This window comes from Novipirellula artificiosorum (assembly GCF_007860135.1).
Classification (GTDB): domain Bacteria; phylum Planctomycetota; class Planctomycetia; order Pirellulales; family Pirellulaceae; genus Novipirellula_A; species Novipirellula_A artificiosorum.
Window position 1 is genome coordinate 710924 of the sequence record NZ_SJPV01000001.1, and the last position, 25728, is coordinate 736651.

24 protein-coding genes are annotated in these 25728 nt (G+C 55.1%); 10 read left to right on the forward strand and 14 right to left on the reverse strand.

The genetic code is table 11. The annotated features are described in order from the left end of the window. Positions 1–237: 237 nt before the first annotated feature. From flhB to fliP, 4 genes are read right to left on the reverse strand one after another with little or no spacing between them, the layout of a single operon-like run. Positions 238–1314 (reverse strand): flagellar biosynthesis protein FlhB, encoded by a 1077-nt coding sequence (gene flhB / locus Poly41_RS02420; RefSeq protein WP_146524307.1) that lies wholly within the window; start codon positions 1312–1314, stop codon positions 238–240. Positions 1315–1321: 7 nt separating this feature from the next. Beyond that, the gene (locus Poly41_RS02425) at positions 1322–2116 is read right to left on the reverse strand and encodes a flagellar biosynthetic protein FliR (RefSeq protein ID WP_146524308.1); all 795 of its coding nucleotides are present in this window, start codon (positions 2114–2116) and stop codon (positions 1322–1324) included. Continuing rightward, positions 2116–2382, reverse strand: coding sequence for a flagellar biosynthetic protein FliQ (locus tag Poly41_RS02430; RefSeq protein ID WP_146524309.1), 267 nt, complete (start codon positions 2380–2382; stop codon positions 2116–2118). Before Poly41_RS02430 ends, Poly41_RS02425 begins: the two co-directional genes overlap by 1 nt. Positions 2383–2394: 12 nt before the next feature. Beyond that, a complete protein-coding gene (gene fliP, locus Poly41_RS02435) occupies positions 2395–3240 on the reverse strand; it encodes a flagellar type III secretion system pore protein FliP (RefSeq protein ID WP_231615347.1) in 846 nt (281 codons plus the stop codon). Between the two features lie 484 nt (positions 3241–3724). Here fliP and Poly41_RS02440 point away from each other — a divergent pair, with 484 nt between their 5' ends. Then, positions 3725–6196, forward strand: coding sequence for a glycoside hydrolase family 2 TIM barrel-domain containing protein (locus Poly41_RS02440; protein WP_146524310.1), 2472 nt, complete (start codon positions 3725–3727; stop codon positions 6194–6196). A gap of 101 nt (positions 6197–6297) precedes the next feature. Here Poly41_RS02440 and Poly41_RS02445 read toward each other — a convergent pair whose 3' ends face one another. Then, entirely contained in the window at positions 6298–7311 is a 1014-nt protein-coding gene (locus Poly41_RS02445; RefSeq protein ID WP_146524311.1) for a hypothetical protein, read from the reverse strand. A 282-nt stretch (positions 7312–7593) separates the two neighbouring features. Between Poly41_RS02445 and Poly41_RS02450 the strand changes: the two genes are divergently transcribed. Beyond that, a complete protein-coding gene (locus Poly41_RS02450; RefSeq protein ID WP_146524312.1) occupies positions 7594–7962 on the forward strand; it encodes a hypothetical protein in 369 nt (122 codons plus the stop codon). A 149-nt stretch (positions 7963–8111) separates the two neighbouring features. Then, on the forward strand, positions 8112–9473 hold the full coding sequence (locus Poly41_RS02455; RefSeq protein ID WP_146524313.1) for an MFS transporter: 1362 nt from the start codon (positions 8112–8114) through the stop codon (positions 9471–9473). A gap of 334 nt (positions 9474–9807) precedes the next feature. Here the strand turns inward: Poly41_RS02455 and Poly41_RS02460 are convergent, their stop codons facing one another. The 6 genes from Poly41_RS02460 to Poly41_RS02485 form a co-directional block, all read right to left on the reverse strand. Continuing rightward, positions 9808–10611 carry an NAD(+)--dinitrogen-reductase ADP-D-ribosyltransferase gene (locus Poly41_RS02460; RefSeq protein ID WP_146524314.1) on the reverse strand — a complete coding sequence of 268 codons (804 nt, stop codon included), beginning with the start codon at positions 10609–10611 and terminating at the stop codon, positions 9808–9810. 75 nt (positions 10612–10686) lie between these two features. After that, on the reverse strand, positions 10687–11688 hold the full coding sequence (locus tag Poly41_RS02465; RefSeq protein WP_146524315.1) for a hypothetical protein: 1002 nt from the start codon (positions 11686–11688) through the stop codon (positions 10687–10689). A gap of 35 nt (positions 11689–11723) precedes the next feature. Beyond that, on the reverse strand, positions 11724–13430 hold the full coding sequence (locus Poly41_RS02470; protein ID WP_146524316.1) for a hypothetical protein: 1707 nt from the start codon (positions 13428–13430) through the stop codon (positions 11724–11726). Between the two features lie 152 nt (positions 13431–13582). Further along, on the reverse strand, positions 13583–14917 hold the full coding sequence (gene thiC, locus Poly41_RS02475; protein WP_146524317.1) for a phosphomethylpyrimidine synthase ThiC: 1335 nt from the start codon (positions 14915–14917) through the stop codon (positions 13583–13585). A 292-nt stretch (positions 14918–15209) separates the two neighbouring features. After that, positions 15210–16517: a c-type cytochrome gene (locus Poly41_RS02480; protein ID WP_231615432.1), complete on the reverse strand. Its 1308-nt coding sequence runs from the start codon at positions 16515–16517 to the stop codon at positions 15210–15212. Between the two features lie 161 nt (positions 16518–16678). Next, the gene (locus tag Poly41_RS02485) at positions 16679–16885 is read right to left on the reverse strand and encodes a dodecin (protein WP_146524319.1); all 207 of its coding nucleotides are present in this window, start codon (positions 16883–16885) and stop codon (positions 16679–16681) included. Between the two features lie 98 nt (positions 16886–16983). Between Poly41_RS02485 and Poly41_RS02490 the strand changes: the two genes are divergently transcribed. Further along, positions 16984–17421, forward strand: coding sequence for a methyltransferase family protein (locus Poly41_RS02490; protein ID WP_146524320.1), 438 nt, complete (start codon positions 16984–16986; stop codon positions 17419–17421). 295 nt (positions 17422–17716) lie between these two features. Here the strand turns inward: Poly41_RS02490 and Poly41_RS02495 are convergent, their stop codons facing one another. The 3 genes from Poly41_RS02495 to Poly41_RS02505 all read right to left on the reverse strand — a co-directional run bounded on the left by Poly41_RS02495 (position 17717) and on the right by Poly41_RS02505 (position 21027). Continuing rightward, positions 17717–18367 (reverse strand): hypothetical protein, encoded by a 651-nt coding sequence (locus tag Poly41_RS02495; protein ID WP_146524321.1) that lies wholly within the window; start codon positions 18365–18367, stop codon positions 17717–17719. A gap of 105 nt (positions 18368–18472) precedes the next feature. Beyond that, positions 18473–20023, reverse strand: a complete 1551-nt coding sequence (locus tag Poly41_RS02500; RefSeq protein ID WP_146524322.1) for a glycosyltransferase family 39 protein — start codon at positions 20021–20023, stop codon at positions 18473–18475. Next, the gene (locus Poly41_RS02505; RefSeq protein ID WP_197231009.1) at positions 19996–21027 is read right to left on the reverse strand and encodes a GntG family PLP-dependent aldolase; all 1032 of its coding nucleotides are present in this window, start codon (positions 21025–21027) and stop codon (positions 19996–19998) included. Before Poly41_RS02505 ends, Poly41_RS02500 begins: the two co-directional genes overlap by 28 nt. Before the next feature lie 83 nt (positions 21028–21110). On the opposite strand from Poly41_RS02505, the gene hisD reads away from it, so the two are divergent. The 6 genes from hisD (at position 21111) to hisB (ending at position 25624) form a co-directional block, all read left to right on the forward strand. Further along, complete coding sequence (gene hisD / locus Poly41_RS02510) at positions 21111–22475, forward strand: histidinol dehydrogenase (RefSeq protein WP_146524324.1); 1365 nt, start codon at positions 21111–21113, stop codon at positions 22473–22475. A gap of 225 nt (positions 22476–22700) precedes the next feature. After that, positions 22701–22883, forward strand: coding sequence for a hypothetical protein (locus tag Poly41_RS02515; protein WP_146524325.1), 183 nt, complete (start codon positions 22701–22703; stop codon positions 22881–22883). A gap of 5 nt (positions 22884–22888) precedes the next feature. Beyond that, the gene (locus Poly41_RS02520) at positions 22889–23416 is read left to right on the forward strand and encodes a hypothetical protein (protein ID WP_146524326.1); all 528 of its coding nucleotides are present in this window, start codon (positions 22889–22891) and stop codon (positions 23414–23416) included. Beyond that, positions 23376–23837, forward strand: coding sequence for a hypothetical protein (locus tag Poly41_RS02525; RefSeq protein ID WP_146524327.1), 462 nt, complete (start codon positions 23376–23378; stop codon positions 23835–23837). The genes Poly41_RS02520 and Poly41_RS02525 overlap by 41 nt, the downstream gene beginning before the upstream one ends. A 135-nt stretch (positions 23838–23972) precedes the next feature. Beyond that, positions 23973–25040, forward strand: a complete 1068-nt coding sequence (gene hisC / locus Poly41_RS02530; RefSeq protein ID WP_146524328.1) for a histidinol-phosphate transaminase — start codon at positions 23973–23975, stop codon at positions 25038–25040. Next, entirely contained in the window at positions 25037–25624 is a 588-nt protein-coding gene (gene hisB / locus Poly41_RS02535) for an imidazoleglycerol-phosphate dehydratase HisB (RefSeq protein ID WP_146524329.1), read from the forward strand. Before hisC ends, hisB begins: the two co-directional genes overlap by 4 nt. Positions 25625–25728 lie beyond the last annotated feature (104 nt).

Consider the following 25728-nt stretch of genomic DNA (forward strand, 5'->3'; position numbering starts at 1 on the left):
CATCCCCCACCGTCGCAACGGAGTAATCGCGAATTCGCTAGGAGATTTCGAGGGTTGTTCATCGGCGTCATCTTAAAGCAGACCCTCTTACCGAGTCAACGGTTCGGGCATTTTCGTTCCCAAATCGAATTTCCCACCCGTTTGCCTCATCGCGAGTCGATCAGCGGTTCGATGACCTTGTAAACACCATGTGCCAAACTTTGCCGGTTATGCCGATCGCTTGGTAATTGGCAGCATTTAGGCGGCCTTGGGAACGCTTTTACCCTGAAGCTGGTAAACGTACCGTAGCACTTCCGCGACGGCTTGATACTGCTCTGCCGGAATCGATTCGCCGATTTCGACCGTTTTATAGAGAACTTGTGCCAACGGTTTTCGCTCAACCACCGGAATGCTATTTTCGAGTGCGAGTCGACGGATTTTCTGGGCGACCGTGCCCGCTCCCTTGGCCAAAACAATCGGCGCCGGCATGGTCATCGGGTCGTACTGGATCGCAATCGCAAGCTCGGTGGGATTCGTCACCACCACATCCGCCTTCGGCACTTCCGAGCTGATTCGCTGCATCATCATTTGTCGTTGTACCTGACGACGTCGTGCCGCGACCTGAGGATCTCCTTCGGTCTCCTTCATCTCGTCTCGCATCTCCTGATCGGTCATCATCAAGTCCTGCTCGAACTTCCATTTCTGAAACGCGTATTCCAAGATCGCCAAAACAAAAAGTGCCCCTCCAATCCAAACGCAAATGCCAATCAGAGAGCGAAATAACGTGCTGGCGATCTGTGGAACCGACATGGCCGCCAGCCCGAGAATCGGATTTTGGTAGTGCCGAATACCATAGTAGGCAACGGCGATAATGACGCCCACTTTGAAAAGCCCGAAACCGATCCGAGCGAGCCCTTGCGTCGAGAGGATTCGCTTGGCTCCCGACATGGGGCTGATGTTGCTTAACTTGGGAAGGACCTTTTGGGGTGATAGCACGATGCCAGTTTGAGTCACATTGATCAAGATGGCCGCCACCATCATAGCGATCAACATCGGCACCGCTGCAATCCCGAACCGAGCCGCAAAGTTGAGCAGCCAGTTGGAGGCGCCGTTGGTTTCCAAGGGAGCGAGTCGCGCGGTCGAAAGTGCATCGGCGATCGCGCCGGCAAGCGTTTCACATGCGGGGCCACCAAGCATCCACAGCGACGCCAGCGCCGACAACAGCAGTGCGGCACTGGTCAGGTCTTGGCTACGTACAACCTGTCCCTCTTCCCGGGCCTGCCGGCGCCGTTTCTCGGTTGCTGAGTGCTTCTTGTCGCCACTGCTATCTGCCATGCTTCATTCACCACAACCTGCTAATGCGTTCTGCAGCGGCGATCAATTCGTCTTGAAAGATCAAGCCCGCCGATCCGATGGTCAGGGTCGTGACCACCAACAATGCCAATGCATTGATACTCAATCCAACCGCCAACACGTTAATTTGAGGTAACGTTCGGCTGATCAGCCCGGTCAACAAGTTGCTCATCAAGAGTGCCGCGACAACTGGCGCCGCCACCCGTACACCCGCAGTCATCCCGGCCGACAACTGATCAAGGATTAACGTCATCATCGAATCGGTAAAGACCACATTCCCAGCCGGGATCGCTTCAAAACTGTCGACCAAGATCCCCAAAATGATGCGGTGACCGCCAACCGCCAACATGACGGCGGTGACAAGCAGCCCAATCATCTTTGCCAACGTCGGCATGCTGCTGTGCGTGGTCGGATCCACCGAATGACCCAACTGCATTCCGCCCGTGCTGCTGATCATTTCTCCCGCCAACTGAAGCCCGGTCACAATCAACTGAATGGTCGAACCAATCAGCAACCCGATCACACCTTCGCGAGCAATGGCAATCGCCAACTCGATCAAATTGTCAATGCGAGGCAAGGATTCGGGCGCGACATTCGCCGCAACCGGTGGAAGCAAAAGCAACGTCATCGCAATCGCAAGCAGCGCCCGGACTCGGCGGGGTACCCCCGCACTGATCGCCGGCATCGACATCAACAGCGTGCTTAACCGCGTCAGCACAAGCACTCCAAGCACCAAGTGGTCAATCGCCCACTGGACCAACGTCTGGAAATCCGCTGGCTGCATTACGGCGAACCTGCGTTTTCAAAAACCACTCGCGTGAACTCGACCATGCGATTGATCAGCCAAGGCATACAAGCAATCATGATCGCCGCCATCGACAACAATTTCGGTACAAACGCGACGGTTTGATCTTGCACCTGCGTCAGCGCCTGCAGCAGTCCGATCGCCAATCCCGCAGCCATCCCCACCAGCAGCAGCGGTGCAGCAATGATCACCGCTGAAATCAACGTTTGACGGCACAGGTCCACGGCGGTGGATGCATCGATCATAAAAGTCTACCTCTAACCCAATGTTCCAAAACTATTCATTAACATCTCGACCACTAACCGCCATCCGTCCACGAGAACGAACAAGAGCAGCTTGAACGGTAACGAGATCACCGCTGGTGGCAACATCAACATCCCCATCGAAATCGTGACCGAGGCGACAACCAGATCGACAATCAAGAACGGTAAGTAAATCTGAAAGCCCATCAAGAAAGCGGTTTTCAGTTCACTTAAGATGAAGGCGGGCAACAAGACACGAAGGGGGACATCCTCAAAGGTACTCGGCAACGGAGCATCGGGATCCATGTAGGTGTAGAACAGATGGACGTCTTCATGGTTGCCGGCGACATCGATTTGGTTCGACATGAATTCGCGAATCGGAATCGAGCCCGCATCGTAGGCCTCCTCCATCGACATTTCGACGTCTGGATCCGTGTAGGGCTTGATCGCGTCGTCATACACACGCGTCCAAACAGGCGTCATCACGAACAGCGTCATGAATAACGCAATACTGGTCATCACTTGGCTTGGTGGCAACGATTGCAAACCAATCGCTTGACGCAGTAATCCGAGCACGATGATGATGCGAACGTAACAGGTGGTCATCAGCAACACGGCCGGCGCCATGCTGAGCACGGTCAGCAGCAAAAGGACCTTCAAACTGCTCGTCAAGCCCTCGGGGCTGGTCCATTGCTCGGGGCCCCCGCCAAGCACGTCGAGTGTTTGAACAGGGATGCTCAGCGGTTCTTGCTGCACAAGAGAAGGCGCAGTCGAACCACCAGCTTGTTGTGCAGCAGCCTGGGGGGCATCAGCCATCCCGGCGCTCAGCAGTATCAGCAAGAGGGCAAGCAGACGTTTCAAGCCTCGGGTCGCTCCATCAACGCGGGGGCACTGTCGGTCAGAACACGCCTCGGACTTTAGGAAAAGTTTGGCATTGAATGAAAGATGGATTTGGTTCTTCGATGCCCAGAAAGGAGGCATTGCGAGGAAGATTCCCAGCCATCTCTGTTAGCTAGCAATGCGGTCCAAGCAAACTCCCTTGGCGATTTCATCCGGCGAAGGTCCCATTCCGTCGACCCACAAGGAAACACGCAAACGGTGTTCGCATCCTACCCATTAGTGGACATCGTGTTCCCCGAGAAGTAACCTAGTGGTGCATCCACTCGTATTCCGAATCAGCTTGAATTGCGAGTAGGCGTTCGAAGTAGGGCCGGTTCCTACCGGCCAAATCACCTGAGAGTGTGGCCGGTAGGAAACGGCCCTTCCCGAAAATTGAGCTGCGGCGGAATACTAGGGAAAAATGAGCGAGCGTCATTACCTTCGAACCTCTCCCCCCCTCCTCACCATGTCCATCAAAAATCGAACCCGCCTCCTGTTTTGCAGCTGCCTGAGTGCTGCCTTTTTCTTTCTCGCGAGCCCAACCTCACTGCATGCTCAAGGGTTCGGCCAGGCAACGCGGCTCAGCGATTGGCGTTTTCAGCTGGGCGACGTCCCCTATGGCGGCCGCGAACACCTCGATCATTCTGCTTGGCGAGAGGTCACCGTGCCTCACGACTGGAGCGTTGAACATGCGGCCAGGCCCGACTTGGCCAGCTGCACGGGGTACCTTCCCGGCGGTATCGCATGGTACCGCACCGACTTGGATCTTTCCGATCGAACGCAGATCGAGAACCAAGGCAAACGGTTCTACCTTTACTTTGGAGGCGTCTACAACAACAGCGAAGTCTTCATCAATGGAAAGTGGCTGAGCAAACGGCCCAATGGATATGTTTCTTACATGGTTGATCTGACCCCCTACGTGAAACCCGACGGAAAGAACGTGGTGGCCGTTCGCGTTGATCATAGCCAAAGTGCCGACTCGCGATGGTACACCGGGTCCGGCATCTATCGTGACGTATTTCTGGTCACCGCGAACCCGGTTCATATCGGCTTATGGGGCATTTATTACACCGCTTCGGTGACGGGCGATTTGGAAACCGGCCAAACGGCAACAATCGACGTGGAAACCAAGATTGAAAATCACACGGGGGCGTCGGTCACGGTCCAAGTTGCTCACGAGCTTCGCGATCCGTCCGGACAAACCGTCGCCACATCAAGCCAAACGATCGAGGTGGAGGCCGGCGACGATTCTCAGCAGCAGTTGACGGTCAAGAACCCGCAACTCTGGGAGATCGCCTCGCCCGATCTGTATCAGTTGCATACCAGCGTCCTGAGCGACGGCACGAAGATCGATGAAAGCACCACCTCGGTTGGCATTCGCAGCTTGACCTTCGATCCCGACAAAGGTTTCGCACTGAACGGGAAATGGACCAAGATCAAGGGCGTCTGTTTACATCATGATGCTGGCGTGCTTGGAGCCGCGGTTCCCAAACAAGTTTGGCGCGATCGGCTGCTGCGACTCAAAGAGATTGGCTGTAATGGGATTCGGACCAGCCACAATCCCCAGGCAACGGACCTGTACGATCTGTGCGACGAACTGGGGATGCTGGTGATGGACGAGGCTTTCGATGAATGGGAGTACCCAAAGAAGAAGTGGATCGAAGGATGGAACGTCGGTACCCCCGGTTTCCAAGGATCGGCGGACTATTTTCGAACCTGGGGTAAGCAGGACCTCGAGTCGATGGTCCGGCGTGATCGCAACCATCCCTCGGTGATCATGTGGAGCATTGGTAACGAAGTCGATTACCCGAACGATCCCTATAGCCACCCCGTTTTGAGTGAGGAAGGCATCGGCCAGCCGCATATCGCCGGCTATCAGGAAAGTCAACCGCATGCCGATCGGCTTGGCGAGATTGCCAAAGAACTCGCCGCGGTCGTGCGCAGCTTGGATACATCGCGTCCCGTGACCGCAGCACTCGCCGGAGCGGTCATGTCCAACGAAACCGCATACCCCGATGCACTTGACGTGGTTGGCTACAACTACACCGAAGACCGTTACGTCATGGATCACCAAAAGTACCCGCAGCGTGTGCTGTACGGCAGCGAGACCTCAAGCCGGCTCGATGCGTGGAAAGTGGTTGAGGATAACCCTTTCGTTTTTGGCCAGTTCATCTGGACCGGCATCGACTACCTTGGCGAAGCCCATCGTTGGCCGTCGCGTGGGTTCACCACGGGATTGATTGATCTCAGCAACCAAATCAAACCCAACGGTCACTTCCGCAAATCGGTCTGGTGCGACGAACCGATGGCGTTCTTGGTCACACAGCGGCTGCGAGAATCGCGGTCAGAGCGGCGACGTGGTTCCGGTCCGCTTTCACCACACTGGAACTGCCAAAACGACCAAAGCGTTCGTGTGATTTGCTATACCAATGGTGACGCCGCGGAGTTGTTTCTCAATGGCCAGTCGCTTGGGGACCGACAACCGCTTGACCCAAAAACTCGCACCATCGAGTGGACGGTCCCCTATCAGCCGGGGCGTTTAGAAGTGGTTGTCGATCGTAACGGTGAATCAATTGCGAAGCATCATTTGCAGACATCCGGTTTGCCGTATGCCGTCCGAGTCGACCATGTCTCGGGTACGCTTAAGGGTCGCCACGACGTTGCTCTGGCCTACTTAAAAATCGTCGATTCAGAGGGCAATTTCGTCTATCTGTCGGACAACGAGATCACTTGCACGGTGCGAGGCAGTGGCAAGCTGATCGGTTTGGAGAACGGATCCAATAACGTGACGGAGGACTATACGGACCACCAACACCGCTGTAAGAACGGCCGTTTATTAGCCTACATCCAAGCAACCGAAGACACCGGCGAGATCCGCGTCGAATTCCATTCACCGCTGCTTGAATCCGAAACGCTCGATTTGACGATCGCAGAGTAAGCCGAATTGGGGTTCGATTACACTGGTCTCGATACAAGTCGCGATCATGGATTCTGGCTCCTCCGAAAAACGACAACTAAAAACCGGCACGACCTCTCGGATTAGGGTGGCAGCTGATCCGGCATCGGTGGTGGAAGACTTCCCTGCCCACGTACCCAACCAATCAGCTTGTACCCGGCTTGTTGCCATCGCCGGAAAAACCAACGACTAATTTGGTACGTTACGATCCCAGCAATCGCGTTGTTGAACAAAGTCTCTTTCCACATGTCAACGAAGATATCTTGGCCAGGATTGTACAACGTCAAATTAATGAGTTGGAGCATCGATTCAAAACCAACGGCGGCAAACAGAAGCAAGATCCCCCGTCTTCGGCCGCTATCGCACATCGAACAAGCAGCGCCCCACAGCACCATCAGACTCGTCGCTATCGAGCCGATATAGCTTAGGAACAACCACAAATCATTACCGGGGTATTGGATCATCATGGCGGAATCGAAAGTCGATTCGTAGATCCGCCGCATGGCTTGATAAAGCGCAAGCACAATCGCAACCAACAGTGTCGTGAGAAACAGCCCCTTGATACTCCAGCCCTTGATCGAGGCAAAGGTCGCTTCGGCTGCCAAGTCCAACTGGGACCGATCCACCAACTGAAACTGCCAAAATTGCGACGGAATACACATCCCAATCAAGTACATCGGAATGATCAACGAGCCAAATGCCGCCCAAACGACCAGAGTCAGAGGCGAAGACTGAACAACGTGTACAACTCCCATCTGAGTCAGCAGGCCAACAATCGATAGAACGGTGAAAAAGCCTATCAGACGAACCAAGTGTGCCTTGGGCGATCGATTGGGAATCCGCCAATGCCACCAAACCGCAACTTGAAGTGCAATTGCGGTTGAAATCCCTTCCTGCGTCTTATCGAAACACTGCAATGCCGTCTGCAGGTTACCCGAATAGCCATACCAGCCGGTTAGAAACACCGCGCCGACGATTGCGGTGGCAACCGCGACGAGAAACCAAACGCCAGTGGCGATGGCCGCGGTCACAAAGAAAATTCGTCGCCGATCGCCTGTTGCTGGCGTCGTGAGCTCGGTAAGTGATTCGATTGTCATGGGGTTCATCCTAATCGATCGGCTAGACCGATTGATTCATGCGAGTGCAGTTCCACCACAAGAAGGTGTCCAATTCGGTAACCGGAGGGTGTATCGACCTGACAAACTTCGATGGTCTTTCCAAGAAACAATCGAACAAAGCGGGCTGCGCGTCGCGTACCATGGTTCAAGCCCTTCTTGGGATGGTCACAGAGTTCAAGAACTCACAGCCACTTTGGCCCGCTCGCGTTGGAGGCCCAAATCGTATCGTGTTCTTTCAATTCCAGCGTAACCGGTAATGCAATGGCCAAGTGCGATCAGGGCTACCGCTGCGAAGTCTGCGGGAAAGATGTGACCGCAATCGTCGACAGCGATCTGTATCTTCGTTTCGTGATTGGCGAACTCGATCCCGAGATCCTCCACACGACCGCGGAGCGACACATTCGCTGCAATCCGGTGCTGGCCCAGTTTATTGATCACGCCGAATTCGATCCCTTGGTGGTCGACGGGGTGATGGGACGAGCCAACCTTGACAAGGAGTTTGTCCGCGAGCGGACCGACTTAGTGACCCGCGGATTCGAACGACTACGAGAGATCGCTATCGATGAACGCGATCGAGATGTAACGACTTACCCCTTGGCGGAAGTGATCGCGCGGTATCGAGAAGCGTGAGCCAAACCGGACAGGACCTTTGGCGAAGTCTTCCGCTCGAAAGGGGCTCTGTCATGGGTAACCGCCCGTTGAGGCAGCGGTTGCAGACCATTTTCTGCTAAGATTCTGGTTTCTTATCCCGTTTCCGCTTCCGAAAGAGTCGATTCAGCGTGCAAAGTAACCTTTTCAAGCAAGGCTTTATGAGCCTCGTGGCGTCGCAGTTTTTCGGTGCCATGAACGACAATGTGCTCAAGGGCGTTTTGACATTCATGGTGATTGACGGCGCCTGGGCAGGCCAACTCGGCGCCGGAGGGCAAGGGATCGTTGGGATCTGTTTCACGATTCCGTTTATCGTGCTTTCGGGTTACGCCGGCCAGATTGCCGACCGCTACTCCAAACGGTCCGTGACCCTGTGGGTGAAGATCGCCGAAATTCCGATTGCGATTCTGGCGGGAATTGGTTTCTTTACGGGAAACCTCTGGCTGACCCTTTTCGCGCTCATTGCACTGACTTGCCAGAGCTCCTTTTTTGGGCCCGCAAAATACGGCATGATTCCAGAACTCGTGGAAGGTTCGGACTTGAGCCGCGCGAACGGTACGATCAATATGATGACGAACGTCGCAGTGATCGTCGGCACGCTGTTAGCCGGTGCGGTCGCGGATGGATATAGCCCGCAGAACGGTTCACCAGGCATGCTTTGGATGCCAATCGTCGCGCTCACGGCGATCGCCATTGCAGGGCTGATTGCCGCTCGGTTCTTGACGCCGCTGCATCCAGGGGATCGCGACCTCAAATTTGATTTCAACCCCTTTACGACCTACGTCATGGCGATTCGCGAGATGGCGAAGACCCGACTCTTGATGGTGATGATGGCCTGGGGGTACTTCTACCTGCTCGCCGGAATCGCACTGTTCATCGTGCCCGAATACACGGTGGTGCTGGGGATCAACCGAAGTGAAGCAAGCGTTTTGATGGGGGTGCTTGGAGTTGCGATCGGCATCGGATGCGCCGTTGCAGGCCTGATTTCCGGGCACCATATCGAGCCACGACTGATTCCGATCGGAGCCGCGGGGTTGGTGGTCTTCTTTGCCTTGCTAGGCCTCGTCCCTCCGTCGCTTCCCGACATGGCACCGATGGTACGGGTTGCCTTCAGCAACGTTTCATTTTTCATTCTGGGTGCGGGGTTCTTCGCTGGCTTCTACATCATCCCGCTGCAAGCCTTGCTTCAAAAGCTGTCACCGGATGACGAGCGAGGACGTTTCTTGGGAACGGCGAATGCCGTTTCGTTTGCTTTCTTAACCTTGGCAGCCTTATTTTATTGGGCCATTCGGCCTGTCTTTGGTAACGCACCGCAAAACATCTTCTGGGTCAGTAGCGTGCTGATGGCAGCCGGTGCTGCCTTCTTCTTGTGGAAATTGCGTGGAACCGGCTTGGTGATCGGAAGCAAAGCGGATACCGACACGCCGAAGCCCACTAGCCTGGAAGCCGACGAAACGGGGAACCCTTACCAGCCACCGATTCAAAACGAATAGCACTGAGTCGAGCGTGCCCCACGCATTCCAGCTTCACCCTTGGGATCGAAAACCCGATTTCCGTCGATCGTTCCTTCGCCGGCCACTGCGATATTTTTCAGTTTTTCGCCAACAATGAGTCCTCGGTTCCAACGGTTCTTTTTCCAATCGTCCGAAGTAAATCCTCGGTAGGCATCTTCGTTCGCCAGGCCGACGGAAAGTGGTTATTGCAAGAGTACCAATCGATGGGACAAGCGGCAACGTTCGAGTCGATCGCCGTTGTGGTTCCGCTGACCGACATCTACCGCAACATCAAGTTTAACGATCCTCTTTCCAGAGAGAGTCTCCGTCCCACTCAGTAGATCATTTCGCGAACACGGAATTCGCCGCCGATCACAAGGTATTCGTGCTCGCCTCGTAAAATACTGTTCGGCAAGAGATCGCTAAAAAATATTATTTTCGAAATCGGTGCTTCAACTTCCCAAACTCGCGAGCCGAATTCCCAGGCGCACTCGCGATCCGTGGTAAACGAACTGAGATTATTGAGTCGCACACAACTGCGGCGGTCACCCTCTTGGCGAATGACGTCATATTCGCCCGCGTCGTAGGTACCGCGGTACAGTTTCAAATGCTCCGCATCGCGATAACGAAGGCGCAGTTCATATTGGCAGAACTCGTACAACAAATCGAACTGGGAATGGATCGAATTGGTACACGCCATACCTTTCATTCGGTCGACCGCGAATCGGTAATCGTCGTCGTCGCTGGTTCCAAGCAATCGGCCTCGATGATAGGTGGGCTGAAGTCCAAATCGACTGCGGACCCAATCTTTCAAGACGGCCCCTTCAATGGAATTGGAGTCAACTCCCCAGCCATTGAAAAAGCGAATGTAGCTATTTCGCAGTCCGCGACGTGTGCTTCCCGAGTGCTGTTTCCACTCATGAAGTCGAAACTTAACGTTCATGAACTCGTCTAAGATTCGGCCACGATCGTGTGGCTGCTCGACATCCGCAATCTTCTTAAAAAAAACCGCGTTCGCTTCACGCACTCCCGACAAACTCAAGGGCACCGGATGCTCGTTGTATTCTTCCGACGCAATCACCCATGGCGGTAGGTTGCAGAGGTTGACGACGGAATGCTGCGGCGTCGAAACTGGCATGACCGAATTACCCGATGCTGTAAAGGAGAGCCGAGGGCGGATTATAGCCGGTGCAATCGTGGAAAATCCATTGACCTAGAAAGCTGTGCCAATTTGCCGCACCAAGTTAGCGACAAGCGGCTTTGAGGATCCATGAGAAACAATCACGACATCGAGACCACTGTCGTGGTGCTTCTGACAGGCTCGCTCAAGCGCGTCAACGATCCATTGCTCCGGATTGCCGAAGGCGCCACCACCGAGCAGTGTCAAAAACAGCCGACTGCATCCGTAATGCTCTGCGTTCAGGATGCCAGCACAAAAAGTCGCTTCGTAGGCTGCCTCGAGGATCAGCCGAGCGAAATCGGCCCATTCGGCAGCTTCCTGGCGTCCGTAGGCGACCGGCAACGCGGAACAAAGGGCCTGAGAAACCCGGTGACCTGCACCCGGTAACGTGACAGCAGCGTTCCATTGCAATCCGATTCGCAGCGAACCCCGATACCGATCAAGTTGACATTCATCGGCTGCTTGAAGTTGCCGCGTGATCTCATTCAGCCCCCAATCGGTCGGCAACATGTAACCGTTCTCCATCGTCCAAAGCGATCCCTCGCGATTCCCAAGTCGCAGTCCAAGGTCCGCAGCACAGTCGATTTGATGATTTGCGGATTGCCCTGTCTCGTTACCGACAATTGCAAAGTAGTTGCGATAGATGGCTGCAGCACCACATGAGATCGCACAGGCAGGGCCCTGGGTCCAGTCGCGTTCGTAGATTCCGACACCGCGTTCCGGCGTCACCGAAGGGCTGGCCATCTCCAGCAGATTAAACTGGGATGCGACCTGAAACATCGCGTGTGCGTTCGCCGAATTCGCATGCAAATCGCGAGCGTTCGCGACCACTTCGGACAGTCTTAGTTTGCCGGTTGGGCGCCTCACTTGATCGACTCGCTGACGCAATTCCTCAAGCGTTGGCGTCTCGAGCATACCGAAAGCCATCCGTTTGCCGTCGAGTCGCACAATGCAATCGCCATCTACCCTCAATTGCGAACGAACCTGGTCCGGCGATGCCTCGCGGAAGCCGGTCAGTTCATCAAACCAAGTCATCTCGTGATCCCGAATGGTTCTATCGTCAACACAACTTAGAAATCGACGCGAATCAAATCGCCGAAATCATCGAGCAGCTCATACTTTTTTTCCCAAGGAGTGTACATCATTCCTCGGGCACCTTGGGTTCCTTTGACGATCTTGAACCAAAGGCGAACCTGCTCAAGATCATCCGCATCATAGTAACAGGACGCCAAAGTGCGAAAGCCTTGCCCGGAGAAGAACTTCATGCTTTCTTCTCGTGGTTCGTTGCCCCAAACGGCAAGGATCAAATCCTCTGGGACATGATTCCATGAACCATTAAAGTCGCCGTTGACGAGGTGATAATCCGCATGGGCGTTGTGGTTGGGGTCGAGCATATCCGACCAAACATAGATCTCAACGCCTGGCATGTGTCGCCTTAAGATTTCCGTGATCTTGGTTAGACATTCGCCCAGCAACTCAGCCATGTCACGCCCCCCGCACGCCTGGCAAGTTCCGCCCATGCGGATTTCGTCAGCATTGAGGAACACCCGCTTTGGATGCAGGCGTTCGGCTAGCAACTTCGCTTCCTGCTCATAGATTTCGTAAAGCCTCGGTTCGGCCATGCAGATCGTGACCTGCGACGCGTTGATCACTTGCGAGTGATACCAGCTCACCTGGAGCGTTTCCCCGAGCTTGATCCGAGACTCCGCAGGAATTCGGATGGAGGGCACGGGCCCGTCGGCGCGGTAAGGATTCAATTGGGGATCCTCGATGCGTTGAAAGTCCTCGCCTTCCACAAACTCAACCGTACCGTCTTCACACTTAACCGAAACCGGCGTTCCGGGACGACGCAACACATTAAGCGGTCCAATTTCCTCAATGGCCCAATCGTCCACCCACAACTTACCTGCAATGCCGCCCCACATGCCCGCGTAGACTCGTACGGAATCATGATCCAAACTATTGAAGACCAACGTCAGTTTCTGCCAATCCCCCGTCGAGGAAAGCTGGAATTTTCTCGGTGCAATCGGGCGGTCGCCAACGAGGACTTGGACCATGAAGCTGTTCGTTGGTTTCAAATTCTCGGTCCTAACCCAGACACTCAGACGATAACAACGGTGGGGATGCAATTGGACCTGCTGCATCACGCGTCCGTGCCCATGGGGGTTTGCTGTGAAGTTTTCCAAACGCAGCGACGCGTCACCGGAATGCTTTACCGCCGTGTCAACAAAACTCACTTCGCCTGGTGCATCGTGGAACTGCCACCCTGCAAAACGGTTTCCCTGATACGCTTCGAAGTCGGCATTGCGGAATGCGACGTCGGGATCGGCAACAAGTTCGGCGGTCCCCTCTCGGACCATGAAGGGAGCATCGACCACCGGCACCCCTTCCGCGAGATTACGATCATGGACCAGCGCCGAACCTCCATAGCCAATCGAAAAAATGGCGGGTATCAACTCAAGTTCATGACGGTCGCATACAGCCTCAATTTGCTGAAGGCGCCGGAAGTAGCTGGGCGACTTCGTACTCAGCGAATCGAGCCCAAGTGACATGACCGCACCATTGATCCCGTGCTCGGCGGCAGTCTCGAGAACTTTTGTCATCTCGTCGACATCCGAGTCGCGGCTGAGGTTCCAGCCAAACATCCAAACGAACCGGTCAGGAAGCGACTGCGCACGGCTCGATGAGGGAGCAAGCCAAACAAAAAACAGTAACAGGAAGGGGATGATTGGCGACCGAGCGAGATTGCCGCAAATCGAGTGATGGAAGATCGCCATGGCAAAGCCTCTTAAAGTTCACCTTTCCGCGCAACGTCGAAACCACGACGGGTCAAACACATCGCTGATCACGTCTTCCTGGTGCGGTTGACAACAGGCGGAAGCCGGACCCGCGAGAACAGGCATATCGGCGATTTGCTCTGCATCGCGGGTTACTCCACAGCAGGCAGCTCGACGAGTTGCTTCCCCTTACTCATCTGGCGAATATCCTCGGTGATCTTCATGGAACAGTATTTCGGCCCGCACATGCTACAGAAATGGGCACTCTTGAACGTATCTTGCGGCAAGGTTTCATCGTGATAGCGACGTGCCGTTTCGGGATCAAGCGAGAGACGAAACTGTTCGTTCCAATCAAACTCAAAGCGTGCTTTGGACAATGCGTCATCTCGATCCTGGGCACCTTTGCGACCCCGTGCGACGTCGGCGGAATGGGCGGCAATCTTGTAGGCGATACATCCCTGCTTGACGTCTTCTTCGTTGGGCAACCCAAGGTGCTCCTTCGGCGTGACGTAACACAGCATCGCGGCACCATACATCCCCGCCATTGCGGCTCCGATACCACTGGTGATGTGGTCGTACCCAGGTGCAATGTCTGTCACCAGAGGGCCGAGGACATAGAATGGCGCACCATTGCAAATCTCGATTTGCTTTTCAATGTTCATTTGGATCTGGTCCATCGGGATATGCCCGGGACCCTCGACCATGACTTGCGTACCGTTTTCTTGTCCGCGTTTGGTGAGTTCACCGAGCACGTCAAGTTCCGCAAACTGAGCAGCGTCCGAGGCATCTGCAATCGATCCTGGACGCATCCCGTCGCCCAGCGACCAGGTGACGTCGTACTCCTTCATGATGTCACACAAATCGTCGAACGCTTCGTAAAGCGGGTTCTGCTTGTTGTGCGTCATCATCCATTTCGCAATCAGCGAACCACCCCGGCTCACGATTCCGGTGACGCGACTGACCGTTAGATGCAAATGTTCAAGCTTAACCCCACAGTGGACAGTCATGTAATCCACGCCCTGCTTGGCTTGGTGCTCGACCATATCCAAGAAGTGCTGCGCGGTCATGTCTTCAATGTTACCGCCAAGCTCTTCGAGCATTTGATAGATCGGAACGGTTCCAATGGGAACGGTGCTCTTCTCAATGATTCGACGGCGGATCTCGTCGATGTCTTTCCCCGTCGACAGATCCATCACGGTGTCTGCACCAAAGTGGACCGCAGTGTGAAGCTTCTCGAGTTCTTCACCGGGATTGCTGGTCACAGCACTGTTGCCGATGTTTGCATTGATTTTGCATTTCGCAGCGATACCGATACACATCGGCTCTAGCGCGCCCGAGGCGTGGACTTTGTTCGCTGGGATGACCATGCGGCCAGCAGCAACTTCGTCACGAATCGTCTCGACGGGGATCTCTTCCCGCTTCGCACAGAACTCCATTTCGGGAGTGATTTCGCCTGCGCGTGCCGCCAATAACTGTGTCTTGCTCATCTTTTATGCTCCATCGGACACACCGCCAGGAATTTCCTGACAGCAAGTCCCAGTGAAAAACGGAAAATTGGTGCATCAGTTATACGACGCAAAATGGGTTTGGAGTAGACGGGCAGCATCCATCGAGTCATCGTCCTCAGCGCCGATTCGCGTTTCACGAACGGGCACAAGTCGTCTGATTTGGCGAGATACCATCAAAGTAGGAAGCTGCTGAACCATTCTTCAAGTCAAATTGAGCCCCAAATCTACCTGAGCGTACGGTTCTCGTCTGCCAACTCTCACTCCCCGAAACTCAAAGCGTCTTCAGATACTCCAGCACTGCCCACTTTTCCTGTTCGGTCAGCTGATCGGGGTAGTCGTGACCGGCACTACTTTTCCCGAAACGTCGGGTATCAAAATAAGTGCGGCGAATCGCAACGTCCGGTTCGGTCAGTGGCACTTTTTCAACGACTTCAATTTCCAGTCCGACATGGGCTTGATCCATCTGCTGCGAAATCGGTCGCCAGACTTGGGGGCGCTGGGCCGGATGCAAAACGTGCCAAAGCGTCGGAACACTACCGTTGTGAAAGTACGGCGCGCTCGCCCAGACACCATCGAGCGGTGGTGCGACGTAACCGTCCGGATCGACAACCGTCGCCTGGCGCTGCAACGGACCTCTCTGGGCAAACCAACTTGCAGCATACTTCGCTCGCCCTTCGCTCGGCAGCGCAGTCAAGCGGACGGGATCGGTCCCGATCTCGGAAAGCGGTATTCGACGATTTGGATACTCACCCTGATCCCCATACGTCCCATGGCATTCCGCACAGCTTTGATCAAACAAATGCTTTCCACGGAGAGACAATTTCTCGTCGACACGCCCCTGATACTTCGGCGGTCGCAGGGACGCCATGTAAGCAAAGACATCTCGGAACTCATCCTCGTGTTCACGGAAGTACTCAGGACCGTTTTCGGGCACGAGCATGAACTGCATCAATCCGCGATGCCCTTTTTCTGCAAATCCGTCGATGTAGAGATACGGTCGTTTATGAAAATACCACCATGGAGGTGCGTCCATGTCATGGTGCGTGAATTTCTCCGGCAACCGGTCGATCACGTTTAACGCTTCGTCGCGAAATTGCATCAGCCCCATTCCGAAAACGACCGCGTTGGTGGTGCCATGCGTGGTCCCCAACGGCACCACGAGCGAGCCGATATCCATGCGAGTCAGTGGTTCACCGAGGCGGAATTTGGTTCGCCGGATTTCCTCACTGAGCGTTTGCAAGCCAAACCGGTTATTCGGAGCCCCCGGCGTCGGGTCACCGTAGACACTTCCGCCGTGACAGGCAAAACAGTTCATCGTCCAGCGACCCTCGGCATCGACAACGTACTGAAGCGGCTTCCCCGAATCGTCGTCCGGTCGAGGGGTTAGCCCGTAACGATCAAAAGCCATTTTTCGGCGCTGTTGCGTCGTTGCATTTTCCGCTTCTCGACATAGCGGTTCAGGCCACGCCTGCCAAACTTCATCGAAGACGTGCTGATCAAAATCGCTCGGTAAGACGGGCGTTTCGGTAAGCAGTCGGTAGCCTCGCGCGGCGGCACCGCCCTGCTCTGCCCTGACCATTGCCAGCGGAAGACAGGTGAGAACCATCAAAGCCGTCAGTCTATTTCGATACGTCATGCTGGTATTTTACGCCAGTGACAATCGGGGCAAGACTTGGGCGCATTCCCGTTCCGCGACAAATCACTCCATCAGGCCGCCGTGACAGCGGACTGAACGGGAAATCAATCGAGTGAAAAACCGATTTTTACGGTGACTTGCCAGTTATCAACTTTGCCGTCGATAATATTTCCACGCGTTTCGGTCACTTCAAACCAAGCGAGCCCACGGATGCTCTGTGAAGCTTGTTTGATCGCGCTTTCGACAGCTTCTTCGATCGAGATGGTGGAGGTACCGGTGATTTCGATTTTCTTGTAAATACGATTGGGCATGGCCTAGTCCTGTTCGACGGTGAAAATGGGGTCAGAAAACACACCCTTAATGTAGCGCGTTGCCACCCTGTTTGCCATACCACACCAACAAAACCGCCATGCGACAAACTGCCCTAGTGATTGCTCAGTTTTTCCTTTCGGCTGCAATCGTCCTATCCGCGAACTGGCATCCACCGGACGGGTTGCCCGTCGCACTTTCGCTGCCAGGCGTTGGCATTGCCGTCTGGGCTTGGGTAACCATCGGGCTGCGAAATATCCGCATTCACCCATCGCCTACTGATCGAACCCAGCTTGCCACGTCCGGCCCCTATCATTTCATTCGGCACCCGATGTATGCGGGTGTCTTGTGGATGACCGGCGCCCTGCTGTGGAGCAATCCGCAATGGTGGCGTGCCCTCGCTTGGGGCGTCTTATGGTTGGTGCTTTTTGGAAAAGCAACGATGGAAGAGCAAGCGATGGCTGAACAGTTCCCAGATTATGAAAATCTGCAAAAGCGAACGGGCATGCTGTGGCCACGGTTGGGTTCTCGAAAATGATTCATCCGCAGGATCCGCGAGTAAGATGGATCCGAAAAAGGATCATTGATGCGAAGGAGGGTCCCTTACCTCGAGGAACGTGCGAAAAATAAGTGGCGTAAGCTTCTCCGATACCAAAGTTGTTTTTCGATCGACCCTCGCCACGGCGCGGCCCTGGGCTTGGGAAGACAACGCCGTTGGCGTCAGGACATTCCTCAAGATCAAAACGTGGTAGTGGTCTGCGGTGCGTTCCGCCCGGAGAAGCCGGACGGAAGCCAACATAAACCGTTGATGACAAACGCCTCGTTGCTCCGCTTCAAACCCGCCTCTTGCGTTTGCGTCCTATTTCCATGATGCCAACCGAACCAGCCATCAAAACCGTGATCGACGAAGGTTCGGGCACTGCGGTAACATCGAACGAAATGCTTTGAAATCCGTACGAATCTTCGGCGGTAAAAACAAGAGTGGAACCTGACGCGAGATCAATTCGACCAGAGGGCGTCCAGGTATCCGTGCCCCCGTTGAAATCGGCAAGGCCATCAACGAGGACAAAGCTGGAACCACCAATGGTCACCAATGCCGAGTCCGAGGCTCCACCCGCCCCAATGAAATTAACGTCGTTCAGTGCAACAACTAAGTCGGAAAACGAAACAGTAAACGTCAACGTTTCGCCCGCATCGAGTTCGCTTGCCTCGTCGCCATCGCCCGCTGTTACCCCAGCTGAATCGACACCCGCTGTCGTCTTGTTCGCATTAAACGAGGATCCGGATGCCCCTGTGATGGTTGAACTCGTTGCCACGGACAACGTCAGTCCGGATAGCGTGGTCGAACCAGAAGCTTCGAGATCGTCAGCCGGCTCGTTGAGAACGTCCGCATCATCCAGCAGCAGGAACGGGACAACCGCCGCGTCTGAACTGCTTGCGACGATCACTGCACCGCAAAAAGCGAGGAAACGAAGTTGGAACATGGGGGAGTACCTCCAGAAGACGGGCAAAGAGCATACTTTTGTCCATACATGAACAACGACCTTCCCGAATCGTAAAGAAATCGCCACCACAATTCAACTTTTTCGCTATTTTTCGGCTCCTGTTGGTACATCGGGCGAGTGAGCAACGGCCACGTTGCCGTAGTTTCGCAGCTGAACCTGTTCATCCACGTGACGTGCCAAGGCCGACACCGGATGACGGGTAAGCAGCAAGTTGGGAAAGCCACCTTCCTTTGTGACTTCAACCCATTTGCGGTGATTGCTGAGGACGACTCCCAGATCGCGACGAACGGCATAGGGCCCGTCGACCACGAAACGCAAATACTCGCCTTGTTCAAGACGCCGCGGAGAATCGAGGGATGCCGTCTCAATCAATCCAGGGTCAAGCCAAATCATTCCGTCACTGGCCACCGCTTCGTTGACAAAGCGAATCGCGTCTCGCCAATTCTCACCGCGGTACACAAGCCATTGACCCCGCCATGCCTTTGCCAACGTCCCTTGGCCTGACATCACCATCGTCAACAAACCGACCGCCACAAGTAGCAATGCCGAATCACGAAGCCGGGGACCGAACAAAACCAACAAACCACGCACTCCCTGCGTTGTCCCTGCACCAAACACCCAAGCGATCAACGGCAAACATGCGACAAGGTATCGGCGATGCCAAATCGCAGCGACATGCCAATAGGAGACACACCAAAACAGCACGGTGCTGATCACCACAACCAAGGCGAACGCCCAGACCAACGAAGCATCGGAGCCAGGCTCTATTTGCTTTCGCGGACCACAACACCGAGTCAAGCTAGAGAAACCAAGCAATGTCAACGGAGCAATCAACGTGGCGTTCCAGGGCCAAAGGGAGAAGATCTCCGAAACCGACACTGCGGTCGCAAAACGGCTCCATAGTTGTCGGTTCTGCCATGTTTGCTGAATCCCGCTCGTAAAGAGCGATGCGGCGAGCAGCCCCCCCACCACGACCAACATCGCGTCACTTCGTTGCAGCTTCAACGTTGCTCGCCAATCGACCAGTGACCAACGAACCATGACCAGTAAAGGCAACCAGACGAGCACGCCAAGCGATGTGATTTGAAACGCTGCGGCCACGCCGATGGACAACCACAAAGCCACCCAATCCCTGCCGCGCCGGCCAAGGGACGGTGGCTGTCCCCATAGCCTTGCCGTCAACAAACATGCGATGGCCGCAAGGCAAATGACTGCCGCATACGGCCTCAACTCGGTACCAAAGAAGATCGAGTTGGATTCCACCGCCAAAAGCAGTCCTGCAAAAACCCCCGGCCAGACCACCTTGTAAGCTCGCTGCATGCCAAGAAACAAAAAGACGCAGCCGAGCGAAACCGCAATGACACTCGTCAACCGCATCATCACTTCGCTGGTCCCGAAAACCCGACTCCAAACCCAAAGCAGTTGAAAGTAAAGCGGTTGCTGATGCCCATCGCTGGCCCGCTCTGCGACCAGCATGAACGAGTCACTGACTGTCCAGGCGGTGTGCAACTCATCAACCCAGTAGCTTTCCGCGGTCGGAGCAAGACGGAGCATCAGACTAAAGCAACCGATTGCGATGGCGATCAGCACACAGCGCCGCGAACCTCTCATGCCAACGTCGCGATCACTTGGCATGCACGATCGATTTTCTCGGCTCCGACGTCAAGATGCGTCACCAACCGAATCGCCTGAGGGCCAATTGCGAAACAACGAATCCCACGCTCCGCAAGCTTACCAACCACCTGCTCGGCTGTCCCTCGCTCTGGAGCGATTTCAATCGCGACAATGTTGGTGTCGATGTGGCCACCACGGATCGAAAAACCCGGCAAGCTCGTGAAAGCATCGCCAAGTTGTTTCGCATGCTTGTGATCTTCGACCAATCGCTCGCGATGATGTTCAAGAGCATAAACAGCCCCAGCGGCGATGATACCGGCTTGACGCATCGCACCACCATACAATTTTCTCGCGCGGCGAGCTTCACGAACAAAATCGTTGCTACCGGCAAGCACCGAACCGACCGGCGCCCCTAACCCCTTACTGAAACAAACGCTCACGGAATCGAATGGCTCCGCCAATTCAGCCTCACTGATCCCCGTTGCCACTGACGCATTCCAAAGCCGAGCGCCATCGAGATGGGTTGCCAGACCGCTTTGTTTTGCCCAATGACAGGAATCGACGATGCCGGCTTGAGGCAGAATACGTCCCCCAAGCCGGTTGTGCGTGTTTTCCAGACAGAGCAGTCGGGTACGGACGCAGTGGTCGTTTTCGGCGTTGACTCTTCCACAAAGGTGCTCCCGCTTGAGCAAACCATCCTGGCCTTGAATCGTTTTTGCGACCAGTCCGGAAAGTGCCGCGAATGCCCCCTGCTCATAGAAATAGAGATGGCAGTCCTGTTCGCAAATGAACTCGCTACCCCGATCACAGTGGACACGAAGAGCGATTTGGTTGGTCATCGACCCGCTTGGCATGTAGACAGCGGCCTGTTTCCCCAACAATTCCGCAGTCCTTTCTTCCAGTCGCTGGACCGTCGGATCGACATCGATCACGGCATCACCGAGAACGGCTTCCGCAATCGCCTTTCGCATCGCAGGTGTGGGCTGAGTGACCGTGTCGCTACGTAAGTCAATTTCTTCGGGCATTGTCAACAATTCGTCCTGTTCGAGGCTAAACAAAACGCATTGTATCGGCTTATGATGTGGGCGTAACGAGGCCACCCCAAACCATGCCTAAAACACCCCAGTCTCCATTGAATATTCAACGCGTCGACGCACGAAGCGGCTCCGCCGAAATTTTGCGTCAATTACGAGAAAAACTCAGCCCTTCGGGGGATGTCGTCAGTCCTCGCGGCCGTGCGCTTACCGAGCAGGTGTTTGGCAAGCCGCTGACGCCGGTCGAAGTGGTTCAAACGATCTGCCATGATGTGCAAACCGAAGGCACCCCTGCCCTGCTCCGCTACCTGCGCTCGCTCGACAACGCCGATTTGTGCGCGGACCAGCTCCGCGTTCCGGCCGATGACTTGGCCCAAGCTCATGCCGGTGCCGATCCCGAGTTGATCGGATCGATCCGCCGGATTCGCGACAACGTCGCCGAATTCCAGACAGCGATCCTGCACCAAGACGTCACGATCGAGCCAAAACCAGGCGTACGTCTGACTCAGCGTTACGTACCGCTTCGCCGCATCGGCGTCTGTGTGCCTGGGGGGGCAGCCGCCTATCCGTCCACCGTCTTGATGACGGTCGTCCCCGCTCAAATCGCCGGCGTCAAGGAAATCGCGGTGGTCGCACCGCCAACGACGTTCGGTGCGTACAACACCGACATGTTAGCAACGTGCCACGAACTTGGCGTCACCGAAGTCTATCGGATGGGCGGAGCCCAAGCGGTTGCTGCGTTGGCCTACGGATGTGATTGCGTTCCCGCAGTGGACAAAATCGTTGGCCCGGGCAACCTCTTCGTGGCTCTGGCGAAGAAACTTGTTTTCGGCACCGTGGACATCGATTCGTTTGCAGGCCCAAGTGAAGTGATCATCGTGGCCGATGCGACCGCGCGAGCGGACTTCATCGCGGCCGACTTGTTGGCTCAAGCGGAGCATTCCCCTGGTTCCGCAATCCTCATCACTTGGGAAGAGTCGCTGATTGATTCGGTCTATCAAGAACTTGTCAAGCAAGTCGCGAGATTGGAGCGAAACGACTTGACGCTCGAGAGTCTGGAAGCATTCGGGGCATTGATCTTGGTTCGCGATGAGCAACAAGCGTGTGCCTTGACTGACGAGTTCGCTCCAGAGCACCTGCATATCGAGACAGCGAACCCGCGAGACCAAATCGCAAAGATCCGCAATAGTGGAGCTGCATTTCTCGGTCACCACACACCGGTCGCACTCGGTGATTACGCGGCGGGACCCAGCCACGTGTTGCCCACCGGCGGAACGTGTACATGGGCCGCAGGCCTCTCAAGCAACAGCTTCCTGCGGAGCGGCAGTGTCACCGAGTTTGACGAACCTGCGCTACAAGAAATCGCTCCTGATGTCGAACGGCTTGCCGAAAAAGAAGGGCTCACGGCACACGCCCGCAGCGTTTCGATTCGGCGTTAATTCCCGGGTCTCCGGAAGCTAAGAAACGAGCGTATTCTAGGACAATTGTCCTACACTCTACCAACAGGAGCTTGCGGCATGCTGCGATCGTGGAACGGTTTTCGCCGATTCGCTGAAACCGCGATATGCACCCAAGAGAATCTCGCTTTGCGAAAGGTTTTTCAGATAAATTGAGCATTCTGCTGCATCCGTTGTTTGGATGCCTCGTTTCGCTAGGATTCGATAATGAACCACATGAAGCTGCCATTGATCGCCGTACTCTTCGCGTTAACCAGTTACCCTGCGGTCGCGAGCGAACCATGGGTCCAAGCCATTCCACACGAATTGACCGGCAAGGTTCAAATCGGCGATCAGTCGTTGCTGGGATGCTTGTCGATGCCAAGGCGATCGCGGCGATTCCCGATATGAAGTAGATGGTGTCACGTGAGCTGATGGGCGTTGAGGGATTGAACGCGGAACAAACCGAAGCGATCAAGGATTTGATCGATGAAGACTACCTGTTCTACTGGCTGATGCAGCGAGCGAAGAATACAGCGTCAACGGATGACAGGCTGGATCTGTTTGGCGAAGCGATGGTGCTAGTCGAGAAGCAGTCGGGCGATGACGCATTGTGCAACATCGGTCGACTGGCGATCGAGCTGCTGAAGATCGGCGAGCAGGAAACGGCCGAGCAGTTGCTGGTCGATGCCTACCGCGACCACAGCAAACTGCAACGCATTTTGGACGAAGGCAAACGCGAAAAGACCGCCGGCGTGGCCAGGATTTACCTGCCGGTCTACGCGATGGTCCAGCCCGAGCGAGCGATGGAACTGATTCGCTTGACCGCGTTCCCCGACGAAGGCAGACTTCTTTTTAGATCTGGCCAGAAATTCAAGCGCGAATCGGGAAACGAAGGCACGTTTGGCTCGTCAGGCACTGGAGATTCTCAAGCAAGGCGATGAGCGGCGCGGCGGCTTGGTCGCGGGGCATTGGTTGCTTCAGCACGCCGACGAAGTAGCGGCGTGGGATCCTCGTTTGGCCGAAGACTATCGGTTCGAGGCGTTTTGGGTAGAAAAGGAATCGAACTTGATTACTCCCTTTCCACACGTGTCGAAGGTGGCACAGTATTTTGCGTCGACGGATGCCGAGGTCGCTCACGCCTTGATCGAACCCTGTTTCGACGATTGGTCGTGGCTGTTCGGACAGCGGGATAGTGAAGTGATGTTCTCGAACAATAATCCATTGCATGCCGCTGCGGCAATCGACCACCCGTGGACGATTGCGCTCGTAGACGATCTATTTAAGCGACATTTGAGTGACAGGCCGTCGCGAAAATTGCAGACGGTCAGCGGCGTGATTCGTTCGCTGACGAAAGAAGACTAGGGCGGCGAACGCTGGAAAAACTTTGCCTTGTGTATCTACACGTGATTGCCAACAACCACTTTGATCCTTTCGGGATCAATCGACTGCCGCGCCAACAACCACGACTGCAACCCTAACAACGAAATAGAACACCCCGTGTCCGACAACGTTATTTTCCGCCCTGCCCTTTCGCAGATGCTTCCCTATACGCCGGGTGAACAACCGGCTCCGGGTAAGACCGTCAAACTGAATACAAACGAGAATCCGTATCCCCCGAATCCAACCGTCGTCGCTGCGATCCAAAATGCTGCAACAGGTGCGCTCAACCGATACCCTGATCCTGTTGCAACCGCTTTCCGCCGAGCAGCGGCCGAGGCATTGGGCCTTCCGGGGCCAGAGTGGATTTTGGCGGGCAACGGCAGCGATGAAATTCTTACGATTCTCGTACGAGGCTTTGTTGGTGAGAATCAAAAATTGCGTCTGCCCTACCCCAGCTATATTCTGTATCGCACTTTAGCTGACATCCAAGGAGCGACGTGGGAACAAGTCGCGTTTGAGGACGGATGGAAATTGCCGGCCGCGTTTGGAAACACGCCCGACGATGTTCGTTTGGTGTTTCTGCCCAACCCGAACAGCCCAAGCGGCACGGTGCTGTCACTTGAAGAGGTCGAATCCCTTGCGGCCCAGATGACTTGTCCGTTGGTCGTTGATGAGGCTTACGCCGATTTTTCCGGTGCCAACTGCATTGATCTGGTCAAAAAACACGAGAATATTCTCGTCACACGAACGCTCAGCAAGTCTTATGGATTGGCGGGCTTGCGCTTCGGATTTTTGATTGCCCAGCCTCATGTTGTTTCAGAATTGGCAAAGATCAAGGATAGCTACAACTGCGACATGCTTTCGATTGCCGCGGCAACCGCAGCGATTTCCGACAAGACATGGCTTGGAGACGTGGTCGCGAAGATGAATGCGACGCGCGACCGGATGACGGATCGCTTGACGCAAATGGGCTTCGATGTCACTCCGTCCTACGCCAATTTCGTGTGGTGCACTCACCCAAGTGGTCAACATCATGCGATGTACGAATTCCTGAAGAACAACCAAATCCTCGTCCGATACATGCAATTCCCCGATTGGGGCGATGGACTTCGGATCTCGGTCGGTACCGATGACCAAATCGACGCTTTGTTCATGCTGCTGGAAAGTCACCTAAAGAACCTATGACACGCACCGCATCGATCGCTCGCAAGACGGGTGAAACCGACATCAAACTGACCCTCAACCTCGACGGCGACGGATCCGGTACGCGATCATCCGGCATCGGATTCCTCGACCACATGCTTGACCTACTGGCCAAGCACGCAATGATCGATCTCGATGTCAAAGCAATCGGTGACTTGCACGTCGATGATCACCACACCGCCGAAGACATCGGCATTGCACTTGGTCAAGCCGTGCATGAAGCACTCGGCAATCGTGCAGGCATTCGACGCTACGGTCACTTCACGTTGCCGATGGACGAGTGTTTGGTCACCGCAGCGGTGGACCTCGGTGGACGCTATGCCTTCGAGTACCAGGCTCCCATTGCAGCGGCGAAGATTGGCACGTTCGACAGTGAACTGGTCGAACACTTTTGGCAGTCGTTCGCTGCAAATTCGCACAGCAACCTGCACGTCGTGCTGCATCACGGTCGCAACGCCCACCACATCGCCGAAGGCGTTTTCAAAGCCACGGCCCGAGCCATCCGAATGGCCGCCGAAAGCGATCCACGCAGCGACGCGATCCCGAGCACCAAGGGTGTGCTGTAAGGAAGCGACAGTAAAGCCCCCCGGGAGCACGTAGGCTGAACAAGAAAGTCGGACGTAGGTGTTGTCTAGCTGGACAGCGCACGTGATCCGCAGGGCTTCACGAA